The 23,181-nt window shown below is 73.3% G+C and carries 15 protein-coding genes; 9 read left to right on the top strand and 6 right to left on the bottom strand.

All coding sequences use genetic code 11. The features are described 5' to 3' along the window. Positions 1-2: 2 nt before the first annotated feature. The 4 genes from ACQEVC_RS19880 to ACQEVC_RS19865 form a co-directional block, all read right to left on the bottom strand. A complete protein-coding gene (locus ACQEVC_RS19880) occupies positions 3-677 on the bottom strand; it encodes a hypothetical protein (protein WP_432879589.1) in 675 nt (224 codons plus the stop codon). Further along, positions 674-1,810: a 16S rRNA (cytosine(1402)-N(4))-methyltransferase RsmH gene (rsmH, locus tag ACQEVC_RS19875; protein ID WP_432879587.1), complete on the bottom strand. Its 1,137-nt coding sequence runs from the start codon at positions 1,808-1,810 to the stop codon at positions 674-676. The genes ACQEVC_RS19880 and rsmH overlap by 4 nt, the downstream gene beginning before the upstream one ends. Before the next feature lie 201 nt (positions 1,811-2,011). After that, positions 2,012-2,443: a division/cell wall cluster transcriptional repressor MraZ gene (mraZ, locus tag ACQEVC_RS19870; protein ID WP_318394432.1), complete on the bottom strand. Its 432-nt coding sequence runs from the start codon at positions 2,441-2,443 to the stop codon at positions 2,012-2,014. 396 nt (positions 2,444-2,839) lie between these two features. Beyond that, a complete protein-coding gene (locus tag ACQEVC_RS19865; RefSeq protein WP_432879584.1) occupies positions 2,840-5,767 on the bottom strand; it encodes a DEAD/DEAH box helicase in 2,928 nt (975 codons plus the stop codon). 278 nt (positions 5,768-6,045) lie between these two features. Here ACQEVC_RS19865 and ACQEVC_RS19860 point away from each other — a divergent pair, with 278 nt between their 5' ends. The 6 genes from ACQEVC_RS19860 (at position 6,046) to ACQEVC_RS19835 (ending at position 12,959) form a co-directional block, all read left to right on the top strand. After that, entirely contained in the window at positions 6,046-7,293 is a 1,248-nt protein-coding gene (locus tag ACQEVC_RS19860; RefSeq protein ID WP_432891567.1) for a MurT ligase domain-containing protein, read from the top strand. Between the two features lie 13 nt (positions 7,294-7,306). After that, complete coding sequence (locus ACQEVC_RS19855) at positions 7,307-8,041, top strand: type 1 glutamine amidotransferase (protein ID WP_432891565.1); 735 nt, start codon at positions 7,307-7,309, stop codon at positions 8,039-8,041. A gap of 120 nt (positions 8,042-8,161) precedes the next feature. After that, positions 8,162-8,908: a TVP38/TMEM64 family protein gene (locus tag ACQEVC_RS19850; RefSeq protein ID WP_432879582.1), complete on the top strand. Its 747-nt coding sequence runs from the start codon at positions 8,162-8,164 to the stop codon at positions 8,906-8,908. Positions 8,909-9,243: 335 nt separating this feature from the next. Then, positions 9,244-9,699 (top strand): (2Fe-2S)-binding protein, encoded by a 456-nt coding sequence (locus ACQEVC_RS19845; protein ID WP_432891563.1) that lies wholly within the window; start codon positions 9,244-9,246, stop codon positions 9,697-9,699. Beyond that, positions 9,686-10,702 carry an FAD binding domain-containing protein gene (locus ACQEVC_RS19840; protein ID WP_432879580.1) on the top strand — a complete coding sequence of 339 codons (1,017 nt, stop codon included), beginning with the start codon at positions 9,686-9,688 and terminating at the stop codon, positions 10,700-10,702. The genes ACQEVC_RS19845 and ACQEVC_RS19840 overlap by 14 nt, the downstream gene beginning before the upstream one ends. A 13-nt stretch (positions 10,703-10,715) precedes the next feature. Next, positions 10,716-12,959, top strand: a complete 2,244-nt coding sequence (locus tag ACQEVC_RS19835) for a xanthine dehydrogenase family protein molybdopterin-binding subunit (protein WP_432879578.1) — start codon at positions 10,716-10,718, stop codon at positions 12,957-12,959. Between the two features lie 168 nt (positions 12,960-13,127). On the opposite strand, the gene ACQEVC_RS19830 is transcribed toward ACQEVC_RS19835, so the two are convergent. Both ACQEVC_RS19830 and leuS read right to left on the bottom strand, forming a co-directional pair. Next, the gene (locus ACQEVC_RS19830; protein ID WP_432879576.1) at positions 13,128-14,609 is read right to left on the bottom strand and encodes a pentapeptide repeat-containing protein; all 1,482 of its coding nucleotides are present in this window, start codon (positions 14,607-14,609) and stop codon (positions 13,128-13,130) included. 306 nt (positions 14,610-14,915) lie between these two features. Next, a complete protein-coding gene (leuS, locus tag ACQEVC_RS19825) occupies positions 14,916-17,759 on the bottom strand; it encodes a leucine--tRNA ligase (RefSeq protein WP_432879574.1) in 2,844 nt (947 codons plus the stop codon). 410 nt (positions 17,760-18,169) lie between these two features. Between leuS and ACQEVC_RS19820 the strand changes: the two genes are divergently transcribed. The 3 genes from ACQEVC_RS19820 (at position 18,170) to ACQEVC_RS19810 (ending at position 23,096) form a co-directional block, all read left to right on the top strand. Continuing rightward, a complete protein-coding gene (locus ACQEVC_RS19820; protein ID WP_318394423.1) occupies positions 18,170-19,228 on the top strand; it encodes an AAA family ATPase in 1,059 nt (352 codons plus the stop codon). Positions 19,229-19,230: 2 nt separating this feature from the next. Continuing rightward, positions 19,231-20,529, top strand: coding sequence for a DUF58 domain-containing protein (locus ACQEVC_RS19815; protein ID WP_432891560.1), 1,299 nt, complete (start codon positions 19,231-19,233; stop codon positions 20,527-20,529). A gap of 86 nt (positions 20,530-20,615) precedes the next feature. Continuing rightward, entirely contained in the window at positions 20,616-23,096 is a 2,481-nt protein-coding gene (locus ACQEVC_RS19810; RefSeq protein ID WP_432879571.1) for a transglutaminase TgpA family protein, read from the top strand. Positions 23,097-23,181: the final 85 nt, after the last annotated feature.

Below are 23,181 nucleotides of genomic sequence, written 5' to 3'. Positions count from 1 at the left end.
GGTCATCCCCCGGCACCCTGCTGGCTGGTGATCGCCGGCTCGCCACCGGCCGGTTGCGGCACTCCGATCACCCGGCCGTCCGGCAGCCGGATGAAGGCCGGTGGGCCCGAGTCGACCAGGCCCAGTTGCCGGGCCCGGGCGGTGAGGTTGCCCGGCACCTCGGCGTCGGCGATCTTCTGCTTCAGCTCCTGCTCCTGGATGTCCAGCGTGGACTGCTGCTGCTGCAACCGCTCCAGCCGGAACGCGTTCTCGTTGACCTTGCTGTTGACCACCAGGATGCCGAGCATCCCGCCGACCACCAGCACCAGGATCAGCGCCACGAACGAGACCCGGGGTCGGGCCACCGGCAGCGGTGGCGCCACCCGGAGCCGGGAGCGCCGGGCCGGCGTCGCCGACTCCGCTGCCCCGTCCGGCCGCTCCTCGGAGCTGTCCCAGACCCGCAGCCCCCGGGCGGATTCCGCCGGCTGCTCCCAGTCCCGCTCACGCAGTGCGGCACTGCCCTGGGTCGGATACCGTCGTGCCCCCCGCACCCGGGCCTCCGACGCCGGGTTCGACCGGCCGTCGCCCGCCCGCTGCGCCCGCTGCACCGTGGTCCGGCCCCCCGACCGCGGTGTGCGCTGCTGCGCGTCGCGCGTCGCGTCGGGCTGTTCCCGGCGCTCGCGCTTGTTGACGTTCATCTTCCCTCCCCCTGTACTGTCGTGCCGCCGCCCTCGGATGCCGGCGGCGACATCTCCCGTCGCGCTCCGTCGGACCCGCCCGGTGCCCCCGCACCGGCCGGGCCTGTTGCCCCGACGACTCGGCCGGGCCGTTCGCGGCTGGCCCGCCTCGTCGTCGTGCTCGTTCCACCGTCCCGCTCGATCCGCTCGGCCGCCCGCAGCCGCACCGATGCGGCCCGCGGGTTGGCCTGGACCTCCGCATCGCCCGGCAGCTCAGCTCCCCTGCTGAGCAGCCGCAGCATCGGCCCGGTACCGGGCAGTTCGACCGGAAGGTCGACCGGCCCGGTGCTCCGGGCACGGCCGGCGAACACCTGCTTGGTGATCCGGTCCTCCAGTGAGTGGTAGGACAGCACCACCGCGCGACCGCCCACGGACAGCGCGTCCAGGGCGGCCGGCAGCGCCGTTTCCAGCGCGGCCAGCTCCCGGTTTACCTCGATCCGTAAAGCCTGAAACGTCCTCTTGGCCGGATGTCCCCCGGTACGTCGGGCAGGTGCCGGAATGGACTCCTTGACCAGCTCGGCCAGCCGGGCCGACGAGGTGAGCCGGTTGCGTTCCCGCTCCCGGACGATCGCCGAGGCGATCCGGCCGGCGAACCGCTCCTCGCCGTAGACCCTGAGCACCCGGGCCAGCTCGCCGTGCGAGTAGCTGTTGACGACCTCCTCGGCGGTCGTACCGGCCGACTGGTCCATCCGCATGTCCAGCGGCGCGTCCTGCGCGTAGGCGAACCCGCGATCGGGCGCGTCGAGTTGCAGCGAGGAGACACCCAGGTCGAACAGCACGCCGTCCACCCGGTCGTAACCGAGCCGCTCCAGCACCTCGGCCAGCTCGTCGTAGACCGCGTGTACCAGGTGGGTCCGGTCGGCGTACCGGTCGAGCCGGGCCCGCGCGTGTGCCAGTGCCTCGGTGTCCCGGTCGAGTCCGATCAGGACGGTACGCGGATGCGCGGCGAGCACCGCCTCGGCGTGTCCGGCCAGCCCGAGCGTGGCGTCGACGTACACGGTCGTCCGGTCGTCGGCCCGGTCCAGGGCGGGGGCGAGCAGCTCGAGACACCGCTCAAGCAGCACCGGCACGTGCGTACCGCGTAGCTCCCCCATGTCGACCCCCAGTGACCCCTGTCTCGTCCGGACGTGCCCGGTATCTGTCGCGCTCGTCGTACCGCCAGATCCCCATCCGCTCTGCTCCTCCGGGCCGACCGTCGGACCGTCGGTGGATCGCGCCTGGCACCGGGGAAGAGGCGCCAGGAACCTCGAGCGGGTGGAGATCTCGCAGTACGTCGGGCGTCGGCACGCGCCGCCCTACAGTCCGCCCGGCAGCACCCCCTCCTCGATGTCGGCGAAGTCCTCTTCGCTCTCCGCGAGGTAGGTCTCCCAGGATCGCTTGTCCCAGATCTCCACCCGGGTGCTCGCCCCGATCACCACCAGCTCCCGATCAAGTGCGGCGTATTCCCGCAGGTGAATCGGGATGGTGACCCGACCCTGCTTGTCCGGGATCTCGTCGTGCGCACTGGCGAAGAAGACCCGGCCGTAGGCCCGGGCCGCCTTGTGCGTCATCGGCTGTTCGCGCAACTGCCCCGCGATCCGCTGGAACTCGGGCATCGGGAAGACGTAGAGGCAGCGCTCCTGCCCTTTCGTGATCACGACACCTCCCGCCAGCTCGTCCCGGAACTTGGCCGGAAGGATCAGCCGGCCCTTGTCGTCCAGGCGCGGGGTGTGCGTGCCGAGAAACACCGGCCCAACCCCCTCGCCCTACCAGCGGCGTTCGCGGCGCCGCTGCCCCCCGGGCCGGCGGGCCTTCCTGGCCCCCCATCGCGCCCCACTCTACTCCACTTCCCTCCACCCGCAACCGGAATCGCCCGGAAAGACCGGCTGCCCCCCAGATGAAACCGCACGTCAGAAGGGGTGGCCGGCGGTGGAGGGAAGTGGCCCCCCCGCCGCGAAGGTCCACTATCCGACACGGGTACGCCGGACGCGCGACGCCCGGAAATACGCGCTTTTTCCGACTAATCCGGTCGCCCCCACCGCCCCGCCGAAGCGGTGCGGGAGGAAAGTGGAGGAAAAATTCGCTGCGGCGGCCCCACTCCGCCGCGATCGCCCGGGCGACGCCCGCGGCCGGGTGGCGACGGCTCAGGTCAGCTCCGGCCACCGGGCCGCGACGTCGAGGGCGGCCCGGACCGGATCTCCGCCCCACCGGCTGGCGAACGCGTCGACCACCACCCACCCGGCCTGGACCAGCGCGCGGTGCCGGGCGATGTGTGCTGCCGGGCCGGACGGCTGGACGGCACAGTTCAGCCCGACCGCCGACGCACCGGCGCCGACACAGAGGTCCACCGTCCAGCGCCCGACCGGATAGTGGCGCCGGACCGGCAGCCCGATCCGGGCCAGTTCGATGGCCAACTCGCCCGCCCAGCCGCCCGGCACCGGGCTGTCGGCTCGGACCGGCGCCGGGCCTCGGGCCGCGATCGGCGCCAGGCTTCCGGCCCCCGCCGGGCTGCCCGCTGTCGTTGCCGCGGCAGCGGGCCGGGCCTGCCCGCTGCACGACGCGCTACCGCCTGCCCGCCCGGCGGCGGAAATGCCCGGAACGACGACCGGCTCGCCGCGCGGCTCCGGCGGCAGCGCCGCGTACCGCAGATAGTCGCCGAGCAGGCCGTTCGGCGCGGACTGCGAGGTCAACACGACCATCCGGCGCCGTGCCCGGGTGACCATCACGTTGAACAGGTTCGGGTCGGTCAGGAACCGGATCCGCCCGGCGGGAACCGGATCGGTCACCGCCAGCGACACCAGTACGGTCTCCGCCTCGCTGCCCTGGAACGAGTGGACGGTGCCCACCCGCAGCCCCAGCCGCTCGATCTCGGCCACCGGAAACTCCGCCACCAGCGCCGACTCCAGCGCGTCGGCCTGGGCCCGGAACGGCGTGATCACGCCGATGCCGACCCGACCCGCCTCGGCCAGCCGGCGGACCTCGGCCACCACCGCCGCCACCTCGGCCCGGTTCACCCCCGCCTCGGTACCCTCCACCGGCACCGTCCGCACGTCGATCACGTCCGCCGTCTCGTTGCCGGGATGCCGGGTGGCCACCGCGATCCGGCCACCGTAGAAGCGGTGCGCGGAGAACTCGATCAGGTGCGGGGCGCAGCGGTAGTGCTCGTCCAGCCAGGTCACCGGGGCGGCCCCGGCGGCCAGGTCGAAGGCGCTGATCCGGCGTACGTCGACCCGGTTGTCGAGGCCGTACCGGTGCAGGGTCGCCACCACGTCGACGTCGGCGACGAACGAGACGAACCGCAGTTGCCGGGGATCGCCCACCACCAGCGCCCGACGGGCCCGGGCCAGGACCGGCGCCGCCCGGATCTGGTCGGTGTGCGACGCCTCGTCCAGGATCACCAGGTCGAAGAGCCCGGCGATCGGCGGCAGCAGCTCCTCGACGTCGGTGACCGTGCCGATCCACAGCGGCAGCGCCCGGACCAGAGACTCCCCGCTCAGTTCGGCAAGGAGTTCCCGGCGCCGGTTGCGGCCCGCCCGCAGCGCACCGGCCAGCGCGGCGGCGCTGCGGCGGCCCGCGGCGTCCCACCGGTCCGGGCCACGACTGCGATGCCGCATCGCGGTGCCCAGCGCCGCCGACAACCGCTGGCGGGCCTGCGCCAGCACCGGCCACAACGGGCCCGGGTCGGTGCCGCCGACGGTCGCCAACCGGGCCGCCGCCACCTCCGCCCGGGCCGCCGCGATCGCGTCGTCGAGCCGGTCCAGCGACACCGTCTCCGCCGCGCCGAGCCGGCGGCGCAGCCGACGACCCGGTCGCCCCGGCAGCCAGCGCCGCCACCACGCGCCGGCCGACGCCCGGGCCCGCCCGGCCGCCCGGGCCGCCGCCAGCAGGTCGGCACCGGGCTCGAAGGCACCGGGTACGTCGAGTCGCAGCCCGCCGACCACCGGCGCCCAGCGCTGCACCTCGCCGGCCAGCAGTTCGAGGTCGAGCAGCTCGGTGAGTTGCCCGGTCACCCGTTCGACCTCGGCGGTCGCCTCGGCCACGGCGGCCCGGTCCGCGTCCAGGGTCGCCGCCGTCACCTCCGCCTCGGCGGTCACGTCGAGGGAGGCCGCCAGTGCGGCCCGGCGTTCCGCGTCGCCGAAGAGCACCGGTCGCGGGCCCGGATAGCGCTCCAGCAGTTCGCCGAGTACGTCGGCGGCGTGCGTGGACTGGGTGACGACCAGTACGCTGCCGCCCCGGTCGACCACGTCGAGCGCGGCGGCGACCACGGCGTGGCTCTTCCCGTTGCCCGGTGGCCCGGAGACCACGGTCACCGGCTGGTGCCGGACCCGGCGTACCACCTCGGTCTGGGCCTCGTTCAGCGGCAGCGGCGAGTCGACCGGTCCGGAGTCGGCCGGGGCGGCGGGTGCGTCCGGGGCGGTGCCGTACACCACGGCCAGGGCGGTGGACTCGACGTCGGGCCGGGCGGCCCAGGCGCGCAGCCGGTCACCGAGCGCCAGCCCGGCGACGTCCCGCACGCTGAACAGCACCGCCGAGACGTAGAGCACCGGCGGCCGGGCCGGAAAGCTCGCCCGACCGGTACGCCGGGTCCGGTCGACCTCGCGTACCCGCACGCCGGCGGCCTGGGCGACGGTGCGCAACCATGCCTCGGCGCCGGTGCTGGCGAGCCACCCGGATCCGCCCAGGCCCGGCGCCACCTCCAGCCGGGCGGCCAGGTCGCGGTCCTCGACCAGCGGAGTGACCTCGAAGTCGCCGGCCGGGACGACCCGGTACCCGCGCAGCGTGCGCTCCAGCCGGACCGGCTCGCTGAGCAGCGGGAAGCGCACCTTCCTGGTCACGCCGTCGGTCTCCACCACTCCGGCGACCAGGCCCCAGCCGCGGCGCAGCGTCCGAACGTCCCGGTGCAGCAGGTCGGCCGCGGCCAGCCGCTCCACCTCGCGGGACGGGCGGCAGGACTGCGGGTCGGCCAGCCAGATCAGCGGTTGGCCGGGACGGGTCACGTCGAGCACCCGCTCGGGTGCGGCCGGGGCGAGGTCGGCGAGGGCCCGCAGCACGGACGCGACGGAGGGGCTCATCGGCAGCCGAGGTTAGCAACCCGGGCACGCCGGGGCGGGGCGTCGGCCCGGGGCGCCCGGTACACCGCCACCGGACCGGATCGGATGCCCGAGCAGGTACCGGACAGCCGTGCCCGGGCGCCCGCGGCCGGTGCCCGGGGCCGGGCAAGTCCCGGTCCGGGGCCGTTCCGGGTGCGCCGGGCCGACCCCGGAGCGGATCCCGGGCCGTCGGGTACTTTCGTGCGGCGGTCACCTGCCCGGCGTCGTCCGGTAACCTCGCTCGCGTGACGGACGGGAAGATGCCTCTCCGGGCGAAGGTGGCCAGTTCGGTGTCGCGCACCGCCGCAGCCCTGTCCCGGGCGGCCGGCCGGGGCGACGGCTCGGTGATCGGCGGGTGGATCGGTCTCAAGATCGATCCTGATCTCCTCGCCCATCTGGCGTCCGGCCGGGCCATCGCGCTGGTCTCGGGCACCAACGGCAAGACGACGACCACCCGGCTGACCGCGGCGGCGGTCGGCGTACTCGGCCCGGTGGCGACCAACTCCTTCGGGGCGAACATGCCCACCGGACACACCTCGGCACTGGCCAAGGCCGGCAGCACTCCCTACGCCGTGCTCGAGGTCGACGAGCACTACCTGGCCCAGGTGCTGGAGGCGACCGAGCCACGGGTGGTGGCCCTGCTCAACCTCTCCCGGGACCAGCTCGACCGGGCCAAGGAGGTGGCGATGATGGCCCAGCTCTGGCGGGCCGCGCTGGTCCGGCACCCCTCGGTACGGGTGGTCGCCAACGCCGACGACCCGATGGTGGTCTGGGCGGCGACCCCACCGGCGACCCGCAGCCCGCAGTTGGCCCCGGCACCGGTCACCTGGTTCAGCGCCGGCCAGCGCTGGCACGACGACTCCTGGGTCTGCCCCGAGTGCGGCTCCCCGATCGAGCGGATGGCGGACCAGTGGTGGTGCACCGGCTGCTGGCTGCGCCGGCCGGAGCCGCAGTGGGTGGTCGAGGACGACGGGGTGGTCGACCCCGCCGGTGACTGGCACAAGGTGGTCCTGCAACTGCCCGGCCGGGTCAACCTCGGCAACGCGGCGACCGCGCTGGCGGTGGCGGCCGAGTTCGGCGTACGCCCGACCGACGCGGTGTCCCGGCTCGGCGGGGTCGCCTCGGTCGCCGGCCGGTACGCCCAGGTGGTCAAGGACGGCCGGACGATCCGGCTGCTGCTGGCGAAGAACCCGGCGAGCTGGCTGGAGGCGTTCGACATGGCGGAGGAGGCGCCGACGCTGCTGTCGATCAACGCCCGGGACCCCGACGGGCTGGACACCTCCTGGCTGTTCGACGTCGACTTCGCCCCGCTGCGCGGGCGGCAGGTGCTGATCACCGGCGACCGGGCGTACGACCTGGCCGTCCGGCTGGACATCAACGGCGTACCGTTCCAGCACGTCAGGACCTTCACCGAAGCGATCACGAGCGTCCCGCCGGGCCGGCTTGAGGTCATTGCCAACTACACGGCGTTCCAGGACATCCGAGCGGAGTTGGACCGTGTCAACTGATCCCGCCTACCGCATGCCGGGCCAGGCCGGTGGAGAGAGCAACCTGCGGATCGTCTGGATCTATCCGGACCTGCTCTCCACCTACGGCGACCGGGGCAACATGCTGATCCTGGCCCGCCGGGCCGAGCTGCGTGGCCTGCCGGTGGAGTGCATCGAGATCCGCTCCGACCAGCGGCTGCCCACCTCGGCCGACATCTACCTGCTCGGCGGCGGCGAGGACGGCCCGCAGGCGCTGGGCGCGCAGCGGCTGATCGCCGACGGCGGGCTGCGCCGGGCCGCCGAGCAGGGCTCGGTGGTCTTCGCGGTCTGCGCCGGTTACCAACTGCTCGGCGGCTCGTTCTTCGCCAAGGGCGCCAAGTGCGCCGGCCTGGACCTGCTCGACCTGCACTCCGACCGGGGGCCGTCCCGGGCGGTCGGCGAAATCGCCGGTGCCATCGACCCCCGGCTCGGGCTGCCGCCGCTGAGCGGCTTCGAGAACCACGGTGGGCGTACCCACCTGGGCCCCGGGGTGTCGCCGCTGGCCCGGGTCAGCACCGGGGTCGGCAACGACGGCGCCACCGAGGGGGCATGGCGGGGCAAGTTGCTCGGCACGTATTCGCACGGTCCCGCGCTGGCCCGCAACCCGGCCCTGGCTGACCTGCTGCTGCGCTGGGCGATCGGGATGCAGCAGCTTCCGCCGCTGGACGACACCTGGTCGGACCGGCTGCGGGCCGAACGCAACGGGGCCCTGGCCGCCGCCCGGCAGTGAGCCTCTACCATCCGAACGTTGCCGCTGCGCCCGCCGGATCGCGGCGAGCCAGAGCGGCGCGAGCGCCTCGACTTTCACCTGCGGCCACGGCGGACCGCACGGAGAGGTTGAAATAGGTTCATGATTGGACGTGTCCGGCGATTGCTCCGGCAGCGGTCGGTCGCGCGGTTCACCGTACTGCTCCTGGTGCTCGGCCTCCTCGGGCTGGCGCTGCTGCTGGTGCCCCGGCCCGAGGTGGCACAACTGCCCCGGCTGGCTGACCGGCTCGGTGCACTCGCGCCGGTCGCCGCGATCGGCGGCGGCGCGCTGCTGCTGGTCGCACTGGTGCCCCGGACCGCGATCACGGTGGTCTGGGGAGCGATCTTCGGGCCGCTGCTCGGCGCCGGCTACACGCTGGCCGCCGCCCTGCTCGCCGCGCTCGCCGGCTTCGCGGTCGGCCGGCTGCTCGGTCGGGAGTTCGTCGCGGAACGGGTACGCGGCCGGCTGGCCCGGCTCGACGGATGGTTCGCCCGGCAGAGCGTGCTCGGCGTGGTCAGTGTCCGGCTGATCCCGATCGGCGGGTTCGGGCTGATCAGCTACGGCTACGGCACCACCGGCGCGCGGCTGGCACCGTTCCTGCTGGGCAGCGTGCTGGCGGCCACCCCGTCCGCGTTCGGCTACGCCGCGGTGGGCGCCGCGGCGGTCTCGCCGGACGAGGTGAACTGGCTGGCGGTCACCCCGGGCGCGCTGGGCCTGGTCGCCAGCGTGGTGCTGGCGCTGCGCTGGTGGCGGGCGGAACGCGCCGCCGGGCAGGGCCGTCGGTCCGGTGGTGCCGCGAACGGCGACCGGCACGTCCCGGCCGACCGCCCGGCATCGAACCCGGAGTAACCGGTAGCGGAGGGCCGCTCCGACGCGTTGCCGTGCCGGCTGCGCATTTCGCGGTATTTGCCCTATAAGGACTGTTCGTCGATAGGCTGATCGCACCACCGTTCTCCTTCAGCGGCAGCCCCCGGAGGACGGATGGCTGCGCCTCACCCCGGGGCCGGGCGATCCCCGGCCCCGGCGGTGGGCGTTCCCGCCGAGCGCGGTATCCCGGGCAGCGATGGTCAGCGAGGTGACGGGTGAAGTCGTACGCCGAGACAGCCGGTGCGGTGGAGGTCGCCGACACCGCCGTCGTACGCGGCCCGAACGCGGTCGTCGTGCGGCTCTCCGTCAACGGCACCATGCGGAACATCCTGGTCGAGCCCCGGGTCAGCCTGCTGGACGCGCTGCGCGACCGGCTCGACCTCACCGGCACCAAGAAGGGCTGCAACCAGGGCGCCTGCGGTGCCTGCACGGTCTGGGTGGACAAGCGGCGGGTACTGGCCTGCCTCACCCTGGCGATCACCTGCGAGACCCGCGAGGTCACCACGATCGAGGGGCTCTCCGACGGGGTGGAACTGCACCCGATGCAGCAGGCGTTCATCAGCCAGGACGCCTTCCAGTGCGGATACTGCACCCCAGGCCAGATCATGTCGGCGGTGGCGTTCCTCGCCGAGGGGCATGCCGCGGACGACGGGCAGATCCGGGAGTGGATGAGCGGCAACATCTGCCGGTGTGCGGCGTACCCGAACATCCGGGCAGCCATCCGGCAGGTCCGGGACGAGGCCGGGGCGGGTGGGCCCGATGCGACCGGTTAGCTACTCCCGGGTGGCCGACGTCGCCACCGCGATCGGGACGGTCGCCGCCGACCCGGTCAGCACCTTCCTGGCCGGCGGCACCACCGAGGTCGACCTGCAACGCATCCACGTCGCCGGAGCGAAGCGGCTGGTGGACATCAACGACCTGCCGCTGCGGCAGGTCGAGGAGCTGCCCGGCGGCGGGGTACGGATCGGCGCCGTCGCCCGGATGAGCGACGTCGCCCAGGCCCTGCCGGTCCGGCGCCGGTTCCCGATGGTCTCCCAGGCCCTGCTGCTCGGCGCCTCCCCGCAACTGCGCAACATGGCCTCGATCGGTGGCAACCTGATGCAGCGGACCCGCTGCGGCTACTTCCGGGACGTGGCGGCGCCCTGCAACAAGCGCGAACCGGGCACCGGGTGCAGCGCGATGAACGGGATCAACCGGGGTCACGCGGTCCTCGGCACCAGCGAGTACTGCATCGCCACCCACCCCTCCGACCTGGCCGTCGCGCTGGTCGCGCTGGACGCGGTGGTGTTCACCCAGGGCCCGGCCGGGCACCGCCAGATCCCCGCCGACGACTTCTACCTGGCACCCGGCCAGACCCCGGATCGCGAGCACCCGACCGCGCACGGCGAACTCGTGGTGGCGGTGGAGATCCCGCCGCTGCCGATGGCCAGTACCTCGATCTACCTCAAGGTGCGGGACCGGGAGTCGTACGAGTTCGCGCTCGCCTCGGCGGCGGTCGCCGTCTCGCTGGACGCCGGAGTGGTCACCGACGTACGGCTGGCGCTGGGCGGCGTGGCGACCAAGCCCTGGCGGGCCCGCCGGGCCGAGTCGGTGCTGGTCGGCGCCCCGGCCACCGTCGAGTCGTTCCGGGCGGCAGCCGACGCGGAGCTGGCCGACGCGGTGTCGCACGGGATGAACGGATACAAGATCGAACTAGGCCGGCGCACGGTCGTACGGGCGCTGCGCATGGTCACCGGCGACGCCCGGATGGTCAGCGACGACGGGAACCCCCCATGAGCGGAGTGCGCAGATGAGTCCGGTGCTGGGGGCGGCCCTCGACCGGGTGGACGGCCGCGCCAAGGTCACCGGCGCGGCCCGGTACTCCGGCGAACTCAACCTGCCCAACCTCGCCCACGCGGTGCTGGTCGGTGCCCGGGTACCGAGCGGCCGGATCATCGGGATCGACTGCCGGCAGGCCGGCGTCGCGGACGGTGTGTTCGCGGTGCTGACCCATCTCGACCTGCCCCGGGTCGCGGCCCGGCCGAAGCTCTTCCCGTCGCTCGCCGGGCTGACCGCGCACGGGCAGAGCTTCTTCCCGATCCAGGACGACGTGGTGCACTACGCCGGCCAGCCGGTGGCGATCGTCGTCGCCGACACCGTCGAGCGGGCCGAGTACGCGGGCAGCCTGGTCCAGGTGACCTACGCCGAGACGCCGTCGGTGACCCTGCTCGACCAGGGGCGCGACCAGGCGTACGAGCCGGAACGGATCTTCGGCGGGCTGGTTCCCGGCCGGAACCCGACCCGGGGTGACCCGGAGACGGCACTGCGCGACGCCGAGGTGCGCCTCGACCTGACGTACCTGTTCGCGGCCAACCACCAGAACCCGCTGGAAGCGGGGACCACCACGGCGGTCTGGGACGACACCGACCGGCTCACCCTCTACGACTCGACCCAGGGGCCGACCGCGACCCAGCTCAGCGTCGCCGAGCTGCTCGGCCTGCCACCGACCCAGGTCCGGGTGGTCAGCCACTACGTCGGCGGCAGTTTCGGGTCCAAGGCGCTGATCTGGCCGCACGTCACCCTCGCCGCGCTCGCCGCCCGCCGGGTCGGCCGGCCGGTCCGGCTCACGCTCAGCCGCGACCAGATGTTCCACTCCTGCGGTTACCGGGAGGAGCAGGAGCAGCGGATCCGGCTCGGCGCCGGCCGGGACGGGCGGCTGACGGCCCTCACCCACGACAAGATCTCACTGACCTCGCACTTCGACGACTGGGCCGAGACCTCCCTGGAGTCGGCCGCGATCACGTATGCCGCGCCGAACTACGCCGGCGGCTACCGGCTGGTCCGGGGCAACACCATCACCCCGACCTTCACCCGTGGCCCCGGCGAGGCGACCGGGATGTTCGCGCTGGAATCCGCGATGGACGAACTCGCGTACGCCACCGGGGTCGATCCGGTCGAGCTGCGGCTGCGCAACCACGCCGACGTCGACCCGGACACCGGCAAGCCGTGGTCGAGCAAGGGGCTGAAGGAGTGCTACCAGCGCGGCGCCGAACTCTTCGGCTGGGCCGACCGCGACCCGACCCCCGGCGCGCGGCGGGACGGCCACCTGCTGATCGGCACCGGCATGGCCACCGCCGCCTATCCGGTGGCCGCCCCGATCAGCCCGCAGCGGGCCCGGGCCCGGATGTACATCGACGGCAGCGCGGTCGTCGAGGCCGGCATCTCCGAGTTCGGCACCGGCGCGCTGACCGCGATGACCCAGGTCGCCGCGGACGGCCTCGGCCTGCCGGTCGATCGGGTACGGTTCCTCGGCGGCACCACCGACCTGCCCAACGTCGCCTCGGCGGTCGGCTCGGCCGGCTCGGGGGCGACCAGTTCGCCGGTACACCTGGCCTGCACCCAGCTCCGCGACCAGCTCGTCGGGCAGGCGGTCGCCGACCAGCACTCGCCGCTGCACGGCGCCGACCCCGCCGGGGTGGTGGTCCGGGACGGCCGGATGTGCCTGCGCGACCGGCCCGAGGCCGGCGAGACGTACGCCGAGCTGCTCACCCGTAACCACATTCCGGACGTGGAGACGGTGGGCACCTGGATGCCGGTCCTGCCGCCCATGACGGACTACGCGATGCACACCTTCGGGGCCCAGTTCGCCGAGGTGGCCGTCGATGCCGAACTCGGCCTGGTCCGGGTACGCCGGCTGGTCGGCGTCTTCGCCCCGGGCCGGGTACTCAACCGCAAGACCACGCACAGCCAGCTCATGGGCGGGATGCTCTGGGGGCTGGGTCAGGCGCTGCTGGAGGCGACCCGGATGGACCCGCACACCGGGCGCTGGGCCAACGCCAGCCTCGCCGACTACCTGCTCCCGCTCAACGCCGACGCCCCGGACGTCACGGTCGACGTCATCGAGGTACCCGATTCCGTGGTCAACCCGCTCGGCGTGAAGGGCGTCGGCGAGATCGGCATCGTCGGTACCTCGGCCGCGATCGCCAACGCCGTGTACCACGCCACCGGCCGACGTATCCGGCACCTGCCGATCACCCTGGAGGACCTGCTCTGAGGACCGGCCGGGCCCGCCGGCCGACCGCCTGCTCCAGGCTCCACTCCGTCCTCGGCCCCGGACGAGGTCGCCGCCTGCCCCGGTTCCACTCCGTGCTCGGCCCCGGGCGAGGTCGCCGCCTGCCCCGGTTCCACTCCGTGCTCGGCCCCGGGCGAGGTCGCCGCCGGGCTAGTCGCCGAGGGGCAGTCGGGTGCCGAGGTGGGCCCCGGCGGCGTCGACCGGACCGTGGAAGGTGGCGACACCGCTGCCGCCGCCAAGGTCGAAGGTGGCCCGTTCGAAGCGGCAGCCGGCGAAGCTGGTGGTGCCGTGGAACTGGGCTCCGACGAAGTCGGCGTATCCGCCCTCGCCGCCGCTGAGGTCGAGATCGACCAGGGTGGCGCCGCAGAGCCAGAGGTTGGTCTCCGGCCAGTACGGCTCGGCGGCCGGGCGCAGCCGCTCGGCGAGCACCTGTTGGACGTCCCGGCGCAGGTCCAGCTCCTCGGCCTGAGCCGGATCCAGCTCGCCACCGACCAGGAACGGCAGCGGCGTACGCAGATAGGCGCAGAGCGCGTCGACGACACGTTCCCGCAGCTCCGGACGGGTGTCGCCGAGTTCGGCCAGCAGTCGCAGGCCGGCACGCCGGGTGTCGGGGTCCGGGTCGGCGAGCTGCCGGGTGTACGGGCGGACGCCCTCGTCCGGCACCAGCCGGCCGGTGTCGGGCTCCGCCGCCCAGCCCAGCGGCCAGTACGTCTCGCCGTATCCGTCCTCGTCGTCCTCGTCCGACCAGTGCGCACCGGTCAGCTCCACGGCGGGTTGGTCCAGGTGCACCCGGGCGGCGAACTCGGCCTCCCGGAAGTCCGCCTCGGCGCCGAACCGGGCCTTGTAGAACCAGGCCGGGCCGGCGAAGCGGGCACCCCGGAACGAGACCGGACCGGCGAAGCGCGCCCCGTCGCCGCCCTCCTCCCAGTCCTGGTAGTCCTCGATCAGGACGGCGACCGGCCACTGCGGATCGGTCTCGTTCGGCTCGTCCCAGGGCAGCGGGGTGAGTTCCTCGATCGTCTCCCAGGCCGGGTCGTCCTCCCAGAGGGTCTCCTCGCCCCGCCCGAACCAGGCAATGTCGCCGAACTCCGCCCCGACGAACCCGGTCTCGCCCCGGAACCGGGCCCGGCCGAAGACCGCCTCGTCGCCGAAGCGGACGCCGTCGAACCGGGCGTCGCCCTCGAAAACCGTACGCGGGAAGAGCGCCTCGCCGTCGAAGCTGGCCCCCTCGAACGACGCCGTGCCGACGAACCGGGTGTCCGCGAACCGCCCCTCGGCCAGCTCGCAACCGCGCAGGTCGACGTCGACCAGGGTGGTACCGGACAGGTCGAGGCTGATCTCCGGCCACGGCCCCGGGTCGCCGGGGCGGAGCCGGTCGGCGAGCAGGGCGAGGGCGGCCCGCCGCGGGTCGGTCTCCCCGTCGTCGGTGGACCCCAGCCGCGCCGCCGGACGATCCGCCGGACCGGTGGTCCGCAGGTGTTCGCAGATCGCGTCCGCCACCGGCTGCCGGAGTTCGGGGCGGCCGTCGGCGCGGGCCAGCAGCCGGCGTACCGCCGGGAGCCGCTCGGGCGACGGCTCCGCCGCCAGTTCGGCGAGGTCCGCCCGGTGTTCGTCCAGGTCCCGATCCGCCATACCCGCCCGCTCCCCTTCCCCGGCTGCTCCGGCCCACGGTGCCGCCGCACCGGCGGCGCCGGAACGCACCCTAGCCGCAGCGGGCAACTCCGGCCGCCGCCGGCGCCCCCCGGCATCGCCGGCAACCGCGCGCCCGGACCGCTCACCTGGACGCCAGATGCGCTACCGATGCTGGGTAACGCCTCCGACGTCCAGGTCCAGCCCGGAACAGGCCCAGCGGAACAGGCCCAGCGGAACAGGCCCAGCCTGGAACAGGCCGGGACCGGAACCCGCCGCCCGGCACCGACGGCGGGTTGCCGACGGGGGTCAGGCGACGACGCTGACCATTCGGCCCGGTACCACGATCACCTTGCGCGGCTCGCGACCGGCCAACTGGTCGGCGACCGCCGCCAGCGCGGCGGACCGGATCGCCTCCTCGGCCGCCTCCGCCGGTACCTCGACCCGCCCCCGGACCTTGCCGTTGACCTGCACCGGGTACGTCACCGTCTCGGCGACCAGCAGGCTCGGGTCGGCCACCGGGAACGGCTCGTACGCCAGCGACTCGGCGTGCCCCAGCCGGTGCCACAGCTCCTCGGCGATGTGCGGGGCGAACGGCGACAGCATCAGCAGCAGCGGCTCGGCCACTTCCCGGGGCGTCGCTTCCAGCCTGGTCAGACCGTTGGTCAGCTCGATCAGCTTGGCGATCGCGGTGTTCATCCGGATGCCGTCCAGGTCGCCCCGGACCCCGTCGATGATCCGGTGCAGCAGTCGCCGGGTCTGCTCGTCGGCCGGGGCGTCGGTGACCCGCAGCTCGCCGGTGTGCTCGTCGACGATGGTCCGCCAGACCCGTTGCAGGAACCGGTACGCCCCGATCACCGCCCGGGTCTCCCAGGGCCGGGAGACGTCCAGCGGGCCCATCGACATCTCGTAGACCCGGAACGTGTCGGCGCCGTACGCCTCGCACATCTCGTCCGGGGTCACCACGTTCCGCAGCGACTTGCCCATCTTGCCGTAGACCCGGGTGACCTGCTGGTCGGCGAAGTAGTACCTGCCGTCGACCTCCTCCACCTCGGCGGCCTCGACGTAGCTGCCCCGGTCGTTCTGGAAGGCGTACGCCTGGATCATGCCCTGGTTGTACAGCCGGCGGTACGGCTCGAACGACGAGACGTGGCCCAGGTCGTACAGCACCTTGTGCCAGAAGCGGGCGTACAGCAGGTGCAGCACGGCGTGCTCCTGGCCGCCGACGTACAGGTCGGTGCCGCCCGGGTCGCCCGGCGACTGCGGGCCCATCCAGTACCGCTCGTTGGCCGGGTCGACGAACCGCTCCGGGTTGGTCGGGTCCAGGTAGCGCAGCTCGTACCAGCAGGAGCCGGCCCACTGCGGCATCACGTTGGTCTCCCGGGTGTACCGCTTCGGCCCGTCGCCCAGGTCCAGCTCGACCTCGACCCAGTCCTTGCGCCGGGACAGCGGGGTCTCCGGGTCGGAGTCGGCGTCGTCCGGGTCGAAGGTGCGCGGCGCGAAGTCGTCCACCTCGGGCAGCTCGACCGGCAGCATCGACTCGGGCAGCGCCACCGGGTTGCCCTGCTCGTCGTAGACGATCGGGAACGGCTCGCCCCAGTAGCGCTGCCGGCTGAACAGCCAGTCCCGCAGCCGGTAGGTGACCGCGCCGGCGCCGTACCCGTTCGCCTCCAGCCACTCGATGGTCTTCGTCTTGGCGTCGGCGACGAACAGCCCGTTCAGGTCCAGGCCGCGATCCGGTGCGGCGCTGTTGATCGCCGGGCCCTCCCCGGTGTACGCCTTGCCGTCGAAGTTCTCCGGCGGCTGCACGGTACGCACGATCGGCAGTTCGAAGACCTCGGCGAACTCCCAGTCCCGCTCGTCCTGCCCGGGCACCGCCATGATCGCGCCGGTGCCGTAGCCGGCCAGTACGTAGTCGGCGATGAAGATCGGGATCTGCGCGCCGTTGACCGGGTTCGTGGCGTACGCCCCGATGAAGACGCCGGTCTTCTCCCGGTTCTCGGCCTGCCGCTCGATGTCGGTCTTGGCGCCGGCCGCCTTCCGGTAGGCGTCCACGGCGGCCCGGGGAGTCGCCTGCCCGCCGGTCCAGGCGTCCCTGGTCCCCTCCGGCCAGGCGTCGGCGGCCAGCGACTCGACCAGCGGGTGCTCCGGGGCCAGCACCATGTAGGTGGCCCCGAAGACGGTGTCCGGCCGGGTGGTGAAGACCCGGATCGGCGCGTCGGCGGTCGGGAACTCGATGTGCGCGCCGGTCGACCGGCCGATCCAGTTCCGCTGTTGCAGCTTGATCGGCTCGGGCCAGTCCAGCGCGTCCAGGTCCTCGATCAGCCGGTCACCGTACGCGGTGATCCGCATCATCCACTGCTTCAGGTTGCGCTTGAAGACCGGGAAGTTGCCCCGGTCCGACCGGCCGTCCGGGGTCACCTCCTCGTTGGCCAGCACCGTGCCCAGGCCCGGGCACCAGTTCACCGGCGCCTCGGAGACGTACGCCAGCCGGTGGTCGTCGACGATCCGCCGCCGCTGCGCCGGGGACAGCTCGGCCCATGGCCGGTCGTCCGGGGTGGCCCGGGTGCCCGCCTCGAACTCCGCCACCAGCTCGGCGATCGGCCGGGCCTTACCGGCGGCGGTGTCGTACCAGGAGTTGTAGATCTGCAGGAAGATCCACTGCGTCCAGCGGTAGTAGTCGGTGTCGATGGTCGCCACCGAGCGCCGGTCGTCGTGCCCCAGCCCCAGCCGGCGTAGCTGCGACCGGTAGTAGCCGATGTTCGCCTCGGTGGTGGTCCGGGGGTGGGTGCCGGTCTGCACCGCGTACTGCTCGGCCGGCAGCCCGAAGGCGTCGAAGCCCATCGTGTGCAGTACGTTCCGGCCGGCCATCCGCTGGTAGCGGGCGTAGCAGTCGGTGCCGATGTAGCCCAGCGGGTGCCCGACGTGCAGCCCCGCCCCGGACGGGTACGGGAACATGTCCAGCACGAACAGCTTCTCGGCATCCGCCCGGGGATGGCCGGGATCGGCCAGCGGCCCGACCGGGTTGGGCGCCCGGAAGGTACCCCGCTCGGCCCACCGGTCCTGCCAGCGGATCTCGATCTCGCCGGCCAGCTCGGCCGTGTACCGGAACGGCGGGATGTCCGCCGTCGGCTCGGCTGCCTCGGTCGTCATGTCGTCTCCTCGCTACGTCCGCCGTCGCTCCGCCCTGGTCGACCGGGCTGGCTGAGCATCAGATTCAGGTTTGTGGGCCGGGTCCGTTCTGCGGGCATAAAAAAGCCCCTCACGCAGGAGGGGTGGCCGTGCTGTCGCTGTCTGTCGCGTCAGCACGGCTCGCTAAGGAGCAGGTAGACCCTGGACATGCGGCCATCGTACCGCGCCCCCGGCAGCGCTGTCGCACCCGATACCGGCCCGGAGATCCGACCCCGGGCTCTCCCGGTGTGCTCGGCTCTCCCGCCGAATGCGGTTAGCCTGAGTGATGCGGGTGATCCGGTTACTCCGGACGGACGTATTCTCCCGCGAACCATACGGCTGGCCCAGGGACTCTTACTAGGCGGCGGCCGTGACCGACGAGGAGGAGGCCCGTGACTCAACAGACCTGGGACGAACTGGGTGGCACGCTGCCGAGCGACCAGTTCCGTGCCGCCAGCGACGCGATCGTGGCCAACATCGAAGAGGTCATCGAGGGCAAGACCGCGACGGTCCGGCTCGCGCTCGCCGTCCTGCTGGCCGAGGGCCATCTCCTGATCGAGGACGTACCGGGCGTCGGCAAGACCAAGCTGGCCAAGGCGCTCGCCCGGTCGATCGACTGCTCGGTCCGGCGCATCCAGTTCACCCCCGACCTGCTGCCCAGCGACGTCACCGGGGTCAGCGTCTACAACCAGGAGACGCACGACTTCGAGTTCAAGCCGGGCGCGGTCTTCGCCAACCTGGTGGTCGGCGACGAGATCAACCGGGCCTCGCCGAAGACCCAGTCCGCGCTGCTGGAGAGCATGGAGGAGCGGCAGGTCACCGTCGACGGCGTCACCTACGAGCTCCAGACCCCGTTCATGGTGATCGCCACCCAGAACCCGATCGAGATGGAGGGGACCTATCCACTGCCGGAGGCGCAGCGCGACCGGTTCACCGCCCGGATCGCGATGGGCTACCCCGACCCCGGCGCCGAGCTGGCCATGCTGGACGTGCACGGCGGCCGGGACCCGATCCACGAACTGCGACCGGTATCCGACGCCGCCACCGTCCGGAAGCTGATCGCGACGGTCCGTGACGTGCACGTCGCCGACGCCGTCAAGCAGTACGCCGTCGACCTGGTCACCGCCACCCGGGAAGCCCCCGACCTGCGGCTCGGTGCCTCCCCCCGGGCCACTCTGCAACTGCTGCGCACCGCCCGGGCGGTCGCCGCACTGGAGGGACGCGACTACGTCCTCCCCGACGACCTCCAGGCACTGGCCGTGCCGGTGCTCGCGCACCGGATCATCTCCACCGCGGACGCGCAGCTCGCCCGGCGTACCACCGACGCGATCGTCTCCGACCTGGTGCACCGGCTGCCGTTGCCGCACGAGCGGCAGCGCTCGCCGTACGACACCCGGCCGTCGTCCGAGGACGGCACCGGGCGCTCCCAGTACGAGCCGCGGAGGCGGTGACGGTGCGCGAGGCACTGCGCGGCCTCACCACCCGGGGGCGGTCGTTCCTGGCCGCCGCCGTGGCAGCGGCGATCTCCGCGCTGATCCTCGGCGAGAAGGACCTGCTCCGGGTCGCCATCCTGCTCGGCGTACTGCCGCTGCTCGCCGCCCTCTACGTCGGGCGCAGCCGCTACAAGCTCGCCTGCAGCCGCTCGCTGGAGCCGCAACGGGTGCCGGTCGGCGCCAGCTCCCGGGTGGTGCTCCGGTTGCAGAACATGTCCCGGCTGCCGACCGGGACGCTGCTGCTGGAGGACCGGCTGCCGTACGCGCTCGGCAGCCGTCCCCGGGTGGTGCTGGAACGTCTCGGCGCGCACCAGGCGAGCTCGGTGGCGTACACGGTCCGGGCCGACGTACGCGGTCGCTACGAGGTGGGCCCGCTGGTGATCCGGCTGACCGACCCGTTCGGGCTCTGCGAGCTGACCCGGGCGTTCCCCAGCGTCGACCCGCTCACCGTCATCCCACAGGTCACCCCGCTCCCCTCGGTCCGGCTGGCCGGCGAGTACGCGGGCACCGGCGAGAGCCGGGCCCGTTCGGTGGCGGTACACGGCGAGGACGACGCGGCGACCCGGGAGTACCGGCGCGGCGACGACCTGCGCCGGGTGCACTGGAAGTCCACCGCGCGCACCGGTGAGCTGATGGTGCGCCGGGAGGAGCAGCCCTGGGAGAGCCGGGCGACGGTGGTGCTGGACACCCGGGCGTTCGCGCACCGGGGCGAGGGGCCGACCGCCAGCTTCGAGTGGGCGGTGTCGGCGGCGGCCAGCATCGCCGTGCACCTGCGGCAGGCCGGATACAAGCTCCGGCTGGTCAGCGACTCGGGGATCGACGCCAGCGCGAACGACGCCGGTGGCGAGGGTCTGCTGCTGGACTACCTCGCCGACGTCCGGCTCAGCCAGCGCGGCGACGTGGCGACGCTGGTCGAGCGGGTCCGGCAGCGCTCCGACGGCGGGCTGGTCATCGCACTGCTCGGCACGCTGACCACCGCCGAGGCGGACCTGCTGGCCGGACTGCGCGGCAGCGGCGCGACCTGCATCGCGTTCCTGGTGGACAGTTCGACCTGGCTCAACCTGACCCCGCAGGCGCGCGAGGAGGCGAACCACGCGCACGGCGCCGCCGCGCTCGCGCTGATGCAGAGCGGTTGGCGGGTGGTCGGGGTCGAACACGGCAGCAAGCTACCGGCGCTCTGGCCGCAGGCGGCCCGGGGCTCGCAGGGCTTCGCCTGGCGGGCCGTGCTGGCCGAGACGGTCGCCGGCGGAGTGCGGTGACCGGTCGCCGGAGACGGGACCGACGAGGCGGATGAGGGCGACGGGATGAACCGGAACGGCAGCACCGGCACCGACGGGAAGATGTGATGAGGGGACGCCGACACCTGGGGTTCGTGGCGGCCGCGGCCACCCTGCTCGCCGCCGCGCCGATGTCCACCATCTACGAGCGGTGGACCTGGCTGATCCAGTGCGCGGTCGTCGTCGCGCTGATCGCCGGTACGGCAACCCTGGCCCGCTGGTGGCGGGCACCGGTCTGGGCCCAGGGGCTCGGCATGGTGGCGGCACTGCTGCTCGGGCTGACCTGGATCTTCCCGAGCGGCCAGGAGATGATCTCCCTGCTGCCCACCCCCGGCACCGTGACCCACTTCGGCTCGCTGCTGGCCAGCTCCGGCGAGGACATGCGCTCGTACGGCGTACCGGTCCAGGACCTCGACTCGCTGCTCTTCCTGACGGCGCTCGGCGTCGGCGGGGTGGCGATCGTGGTGGACCTGCTCACCGTCGGGATACGCCGTCCCGCCCTGGCCGGGCTGCCGATGCTGGCGATCTACTCGGTGCCGGTGGCGGTGCACGTCGACAGCGTCTCGGCCGTGCCGTTCGTGATCGGGGCGGTCGGCTTCCTGTGGCTGCTCGCCGCCGACAACGTGGACCGGGTACGCCACTTCGGACGCCGGTTCACCGGCGACGGCCGGGACGTGGACGTCTGGGAGCCGTCGCCGCTGGCCGCCGCCGGCCGCCGCCTGGCGGTGATCGGCGTCGCGGTGGCCGTACTGCTGCCGCTGGCCGTACCGGGGATGACCTCGGGGCTGCTCAGCCAGTTCAACTCCGGTGGTGGCGGCGGCGACGGCAGCGGCCGGGCCGGCCCCGGCGGATCACCGGGCCGGGTGAACCTCTTCGCCCAGCTCAGCGGCGAGCTGAACCGCTCCGAGCAGCGCGACATGGTGCGGGTGAGCACCAACGACCCCGATCCGTTCTACCTGCGTTTCGCGGTCGCCGACGACTTCGAGCGGACCGGGTTCGGGCCGCGCTCCCCGGAGGGGACTCCGGTGACCCAGGGCCTGCCGGATCCGCGCGAGGTGACCCGGGAGGCCCCGGGCATCACCCGCGATCAGTACAACGCGGACGTCGAGATCCTCGACTTCGCCATGCCGTTCCTGCCGGTCTACACCGCACCGGTGAGTACCCGCCAGATCGACGCGAACTGGCGCTACGACGCGACCATGCAGGTCGTCTACTCGGAACGGGCGTCGTCGCGGAACCGGAGGTACTCCTTCGACTTCGTCCGTTCGGAATACACCCCGAGCGCGCTCGCCGCGGCACCGACCCTGGCACCGGAGCACGCGTTCCGGAAGCTCTACACCACGGTGGAGCCGGTACGGGAGGTCGAGGAACTCGTCGACCGGCTGACCACCGGCAAGCGGAACGACTACGAGCGGGTCCGGGCGATCTACGACCACTTCTCCCGGAAGAACGGGTTCAGCTACGCCCTGAACACCGAGGGCGGCACCAGCGGGCAGGACATCGTCAACTTCCTCACCAACAAGGTGGGCTTCTGTCAGCAGTACGCCGCCGCGATGACCTGGCTGGTCCGCGAGGCCGGCATCCCGGCCCGGGTGGCCTTCGGCTTCACCAGCGCCAACCGGTCGGGCAACACCTACACCCTGACCAACAACAACCTGCACGCCTGGACCGAGGTCTACTTCACCGGCATCGGCTGGGTCCCGTTCGACGCGACGCCGGCGGCCAGCATCACCGGCTCGTGGCGTTCCCAGTGGGCGCCGGACCCGGACGCGCCCGCGCAGACCTCGACCACTCCGGACACCCCGGTCGGCCCGACCACCGACCCGTCGGCCGGCCCGCAGGCGACGGACGGGTCGGACCGCCCGCTCGACGAGGCGTTCGACGGCGCCGCCGGGGTCGCCCCGGACAGCGGACCCAACTGGCCGCTCTGGGTGCTGGCCGGGGCGGTGCTGCTGGTCCTGCTGCTCACCGTGCCCGCCCTCCGGCGGGTGTTGCTCCGGCGGCGCCGCCAGACCCGGGCCGCGGCCGCGGCCAGCACCCTCGCCTCGGTGGCGGCGGACGGGACCGCGGCCCCCGGGGTCGCCCGGGTGGTGCTCAGCGACTCCGAGCTGGCCCGGGCCCGGGCCGACGCGCACGCGGCCTGGGACGAGTTGGTCGACACCCTGGTCGACTTCCGGGTCCGGGTGGATCCGGCGGAGACGCCCCGGGCCACGGCCGACCGGCTGGTCCGGGAGGGGCTGACCGCCGGCGACGCCGACGAGGCGATCCGCCTGCTCGGGCACGCCGAGGAACGCGCCAGGTACGCCCGGGAGCCGCTGCGGCACGGTCCGCTGGGTGAGGCCCTCCGCTCGGTACGCCGGGCGCTGAACGCCGGAGCCGACCGGCGTACCCGGCTGGTGGCGGCCACCCTGCCGCCGTCGGTACTGTTCCGCTGGCGATTGGCGATCATGGATCTGTCGGCCGGGTTCGTCGGGCTGACCGGCCGGCTCCGGGACCGGCTGCTGCGGTGGAGCCCTCGACGGGTGCTCGCCGGACGCACGTCCCGCTGATCCGAGCCGTACCGGTCGACCCCGACCGGAGGCGTCACAGGGCCCACCCCGCGAGTCGCGGGGTGGGCCCTGCGGTCCGCCGGAT

Origin of the sequence: Plantactinospora sp. CA-294935, from assembly GCF_050936445.1 — a bacterium.
Taxonomy (GTDB): domain Bacteria; phylum Actinomycetota; class Actinomycetes; order Mycobacteriales; family Micromonosporaceae; genus Plantactinospora.
This window is presented reverse-complemented; position numbering and strand designations above follow the sequence as displayed.

Coding starts and splice junctions, on each gene's coding strand:
- ACQEVC_RS19880 (WP_432879589.1), bottom strand. CDS start 677: ATGAACGTCAACAAGCGCGAGCGCCGGGAACAGCCCGACGCGACGCGC.
- ACQEVC_RS19845 (WP_432891563.1), top strand. CDS start 9,244: ATGCGGAACATCCTGGTCGAGCCCCGGGTCAGCCTGCTGGACGCGCTG.
- ACQEVC_RS19860 (WP_432891567.1), top strand. CDS start 6,046: ATGCCTCTCCGGGCGAAGGTGGCCAGTTCGGTGTCGCGCACCGCCGCA.
- ACQEVC_RS19865 (WP_432879584.1), bottom strand. CDS start 5,767: ATGAGCCCCTCCGTCGCGTCCGTGCTGCGGGCCCTCGCCGACCTCGCC.
- ACQEVC_RS19840 (WP_432879580.1), top strand. CDS start 9,686: ATGCGACCGGTTAGCTACTCCCGGGTGGCCGACGTCGCCACCGCGATC.
- ACQEVC_RS19810 (WP_432879571.1), top strand. CDS start 20,616: ATGAGGGGACGCCGACACCTGGGGTTCGTGGCGGCCGCGGCCACCCTG.
- ACQEVC_RS19830 (WP_432879576.1), bottom strand. CDS start 14,609: ATGGCGGATCGGGACCTGGACGAACACCGGGCGGACCTCGCCGAACTG.
- leuS (WP_432879574.1), bottom strand. CDS start 17,759: ATGACGACCGAGGCAGCCGAGCCGACGGCGGACATCCCGCCGTTCCGG.
- ACQEVC_RS19835 (WP_432879578.1), top strand. CDS start 10,716: ATGAGTCCGGTGCTGGGGGCGGCCCTCGACCGGGTGGACGGCCGCGCC.
- ACQEVC_RS19855 (WP_432891565.1), top strand. CDS start 7,307: ATGCCGGGCCAGGCCGGTGGAGAGAGCAACCTGCGGATCGTCTGGATC.
- ACQEVC_RS19850 (WP_432879582.1), top strand. CDS start 8,162: ATGATTGGACGTGTCCGGCGATTGCTCCGGCAGCGGTCGGTCGCGCGG.
- rsmH (WP_432879587.1), bottom strand. CDS start 1,810: ATGGGGGAGCTACGCGGTACGCACGTGCCGGTGCTGCTTGAGCGGTGT.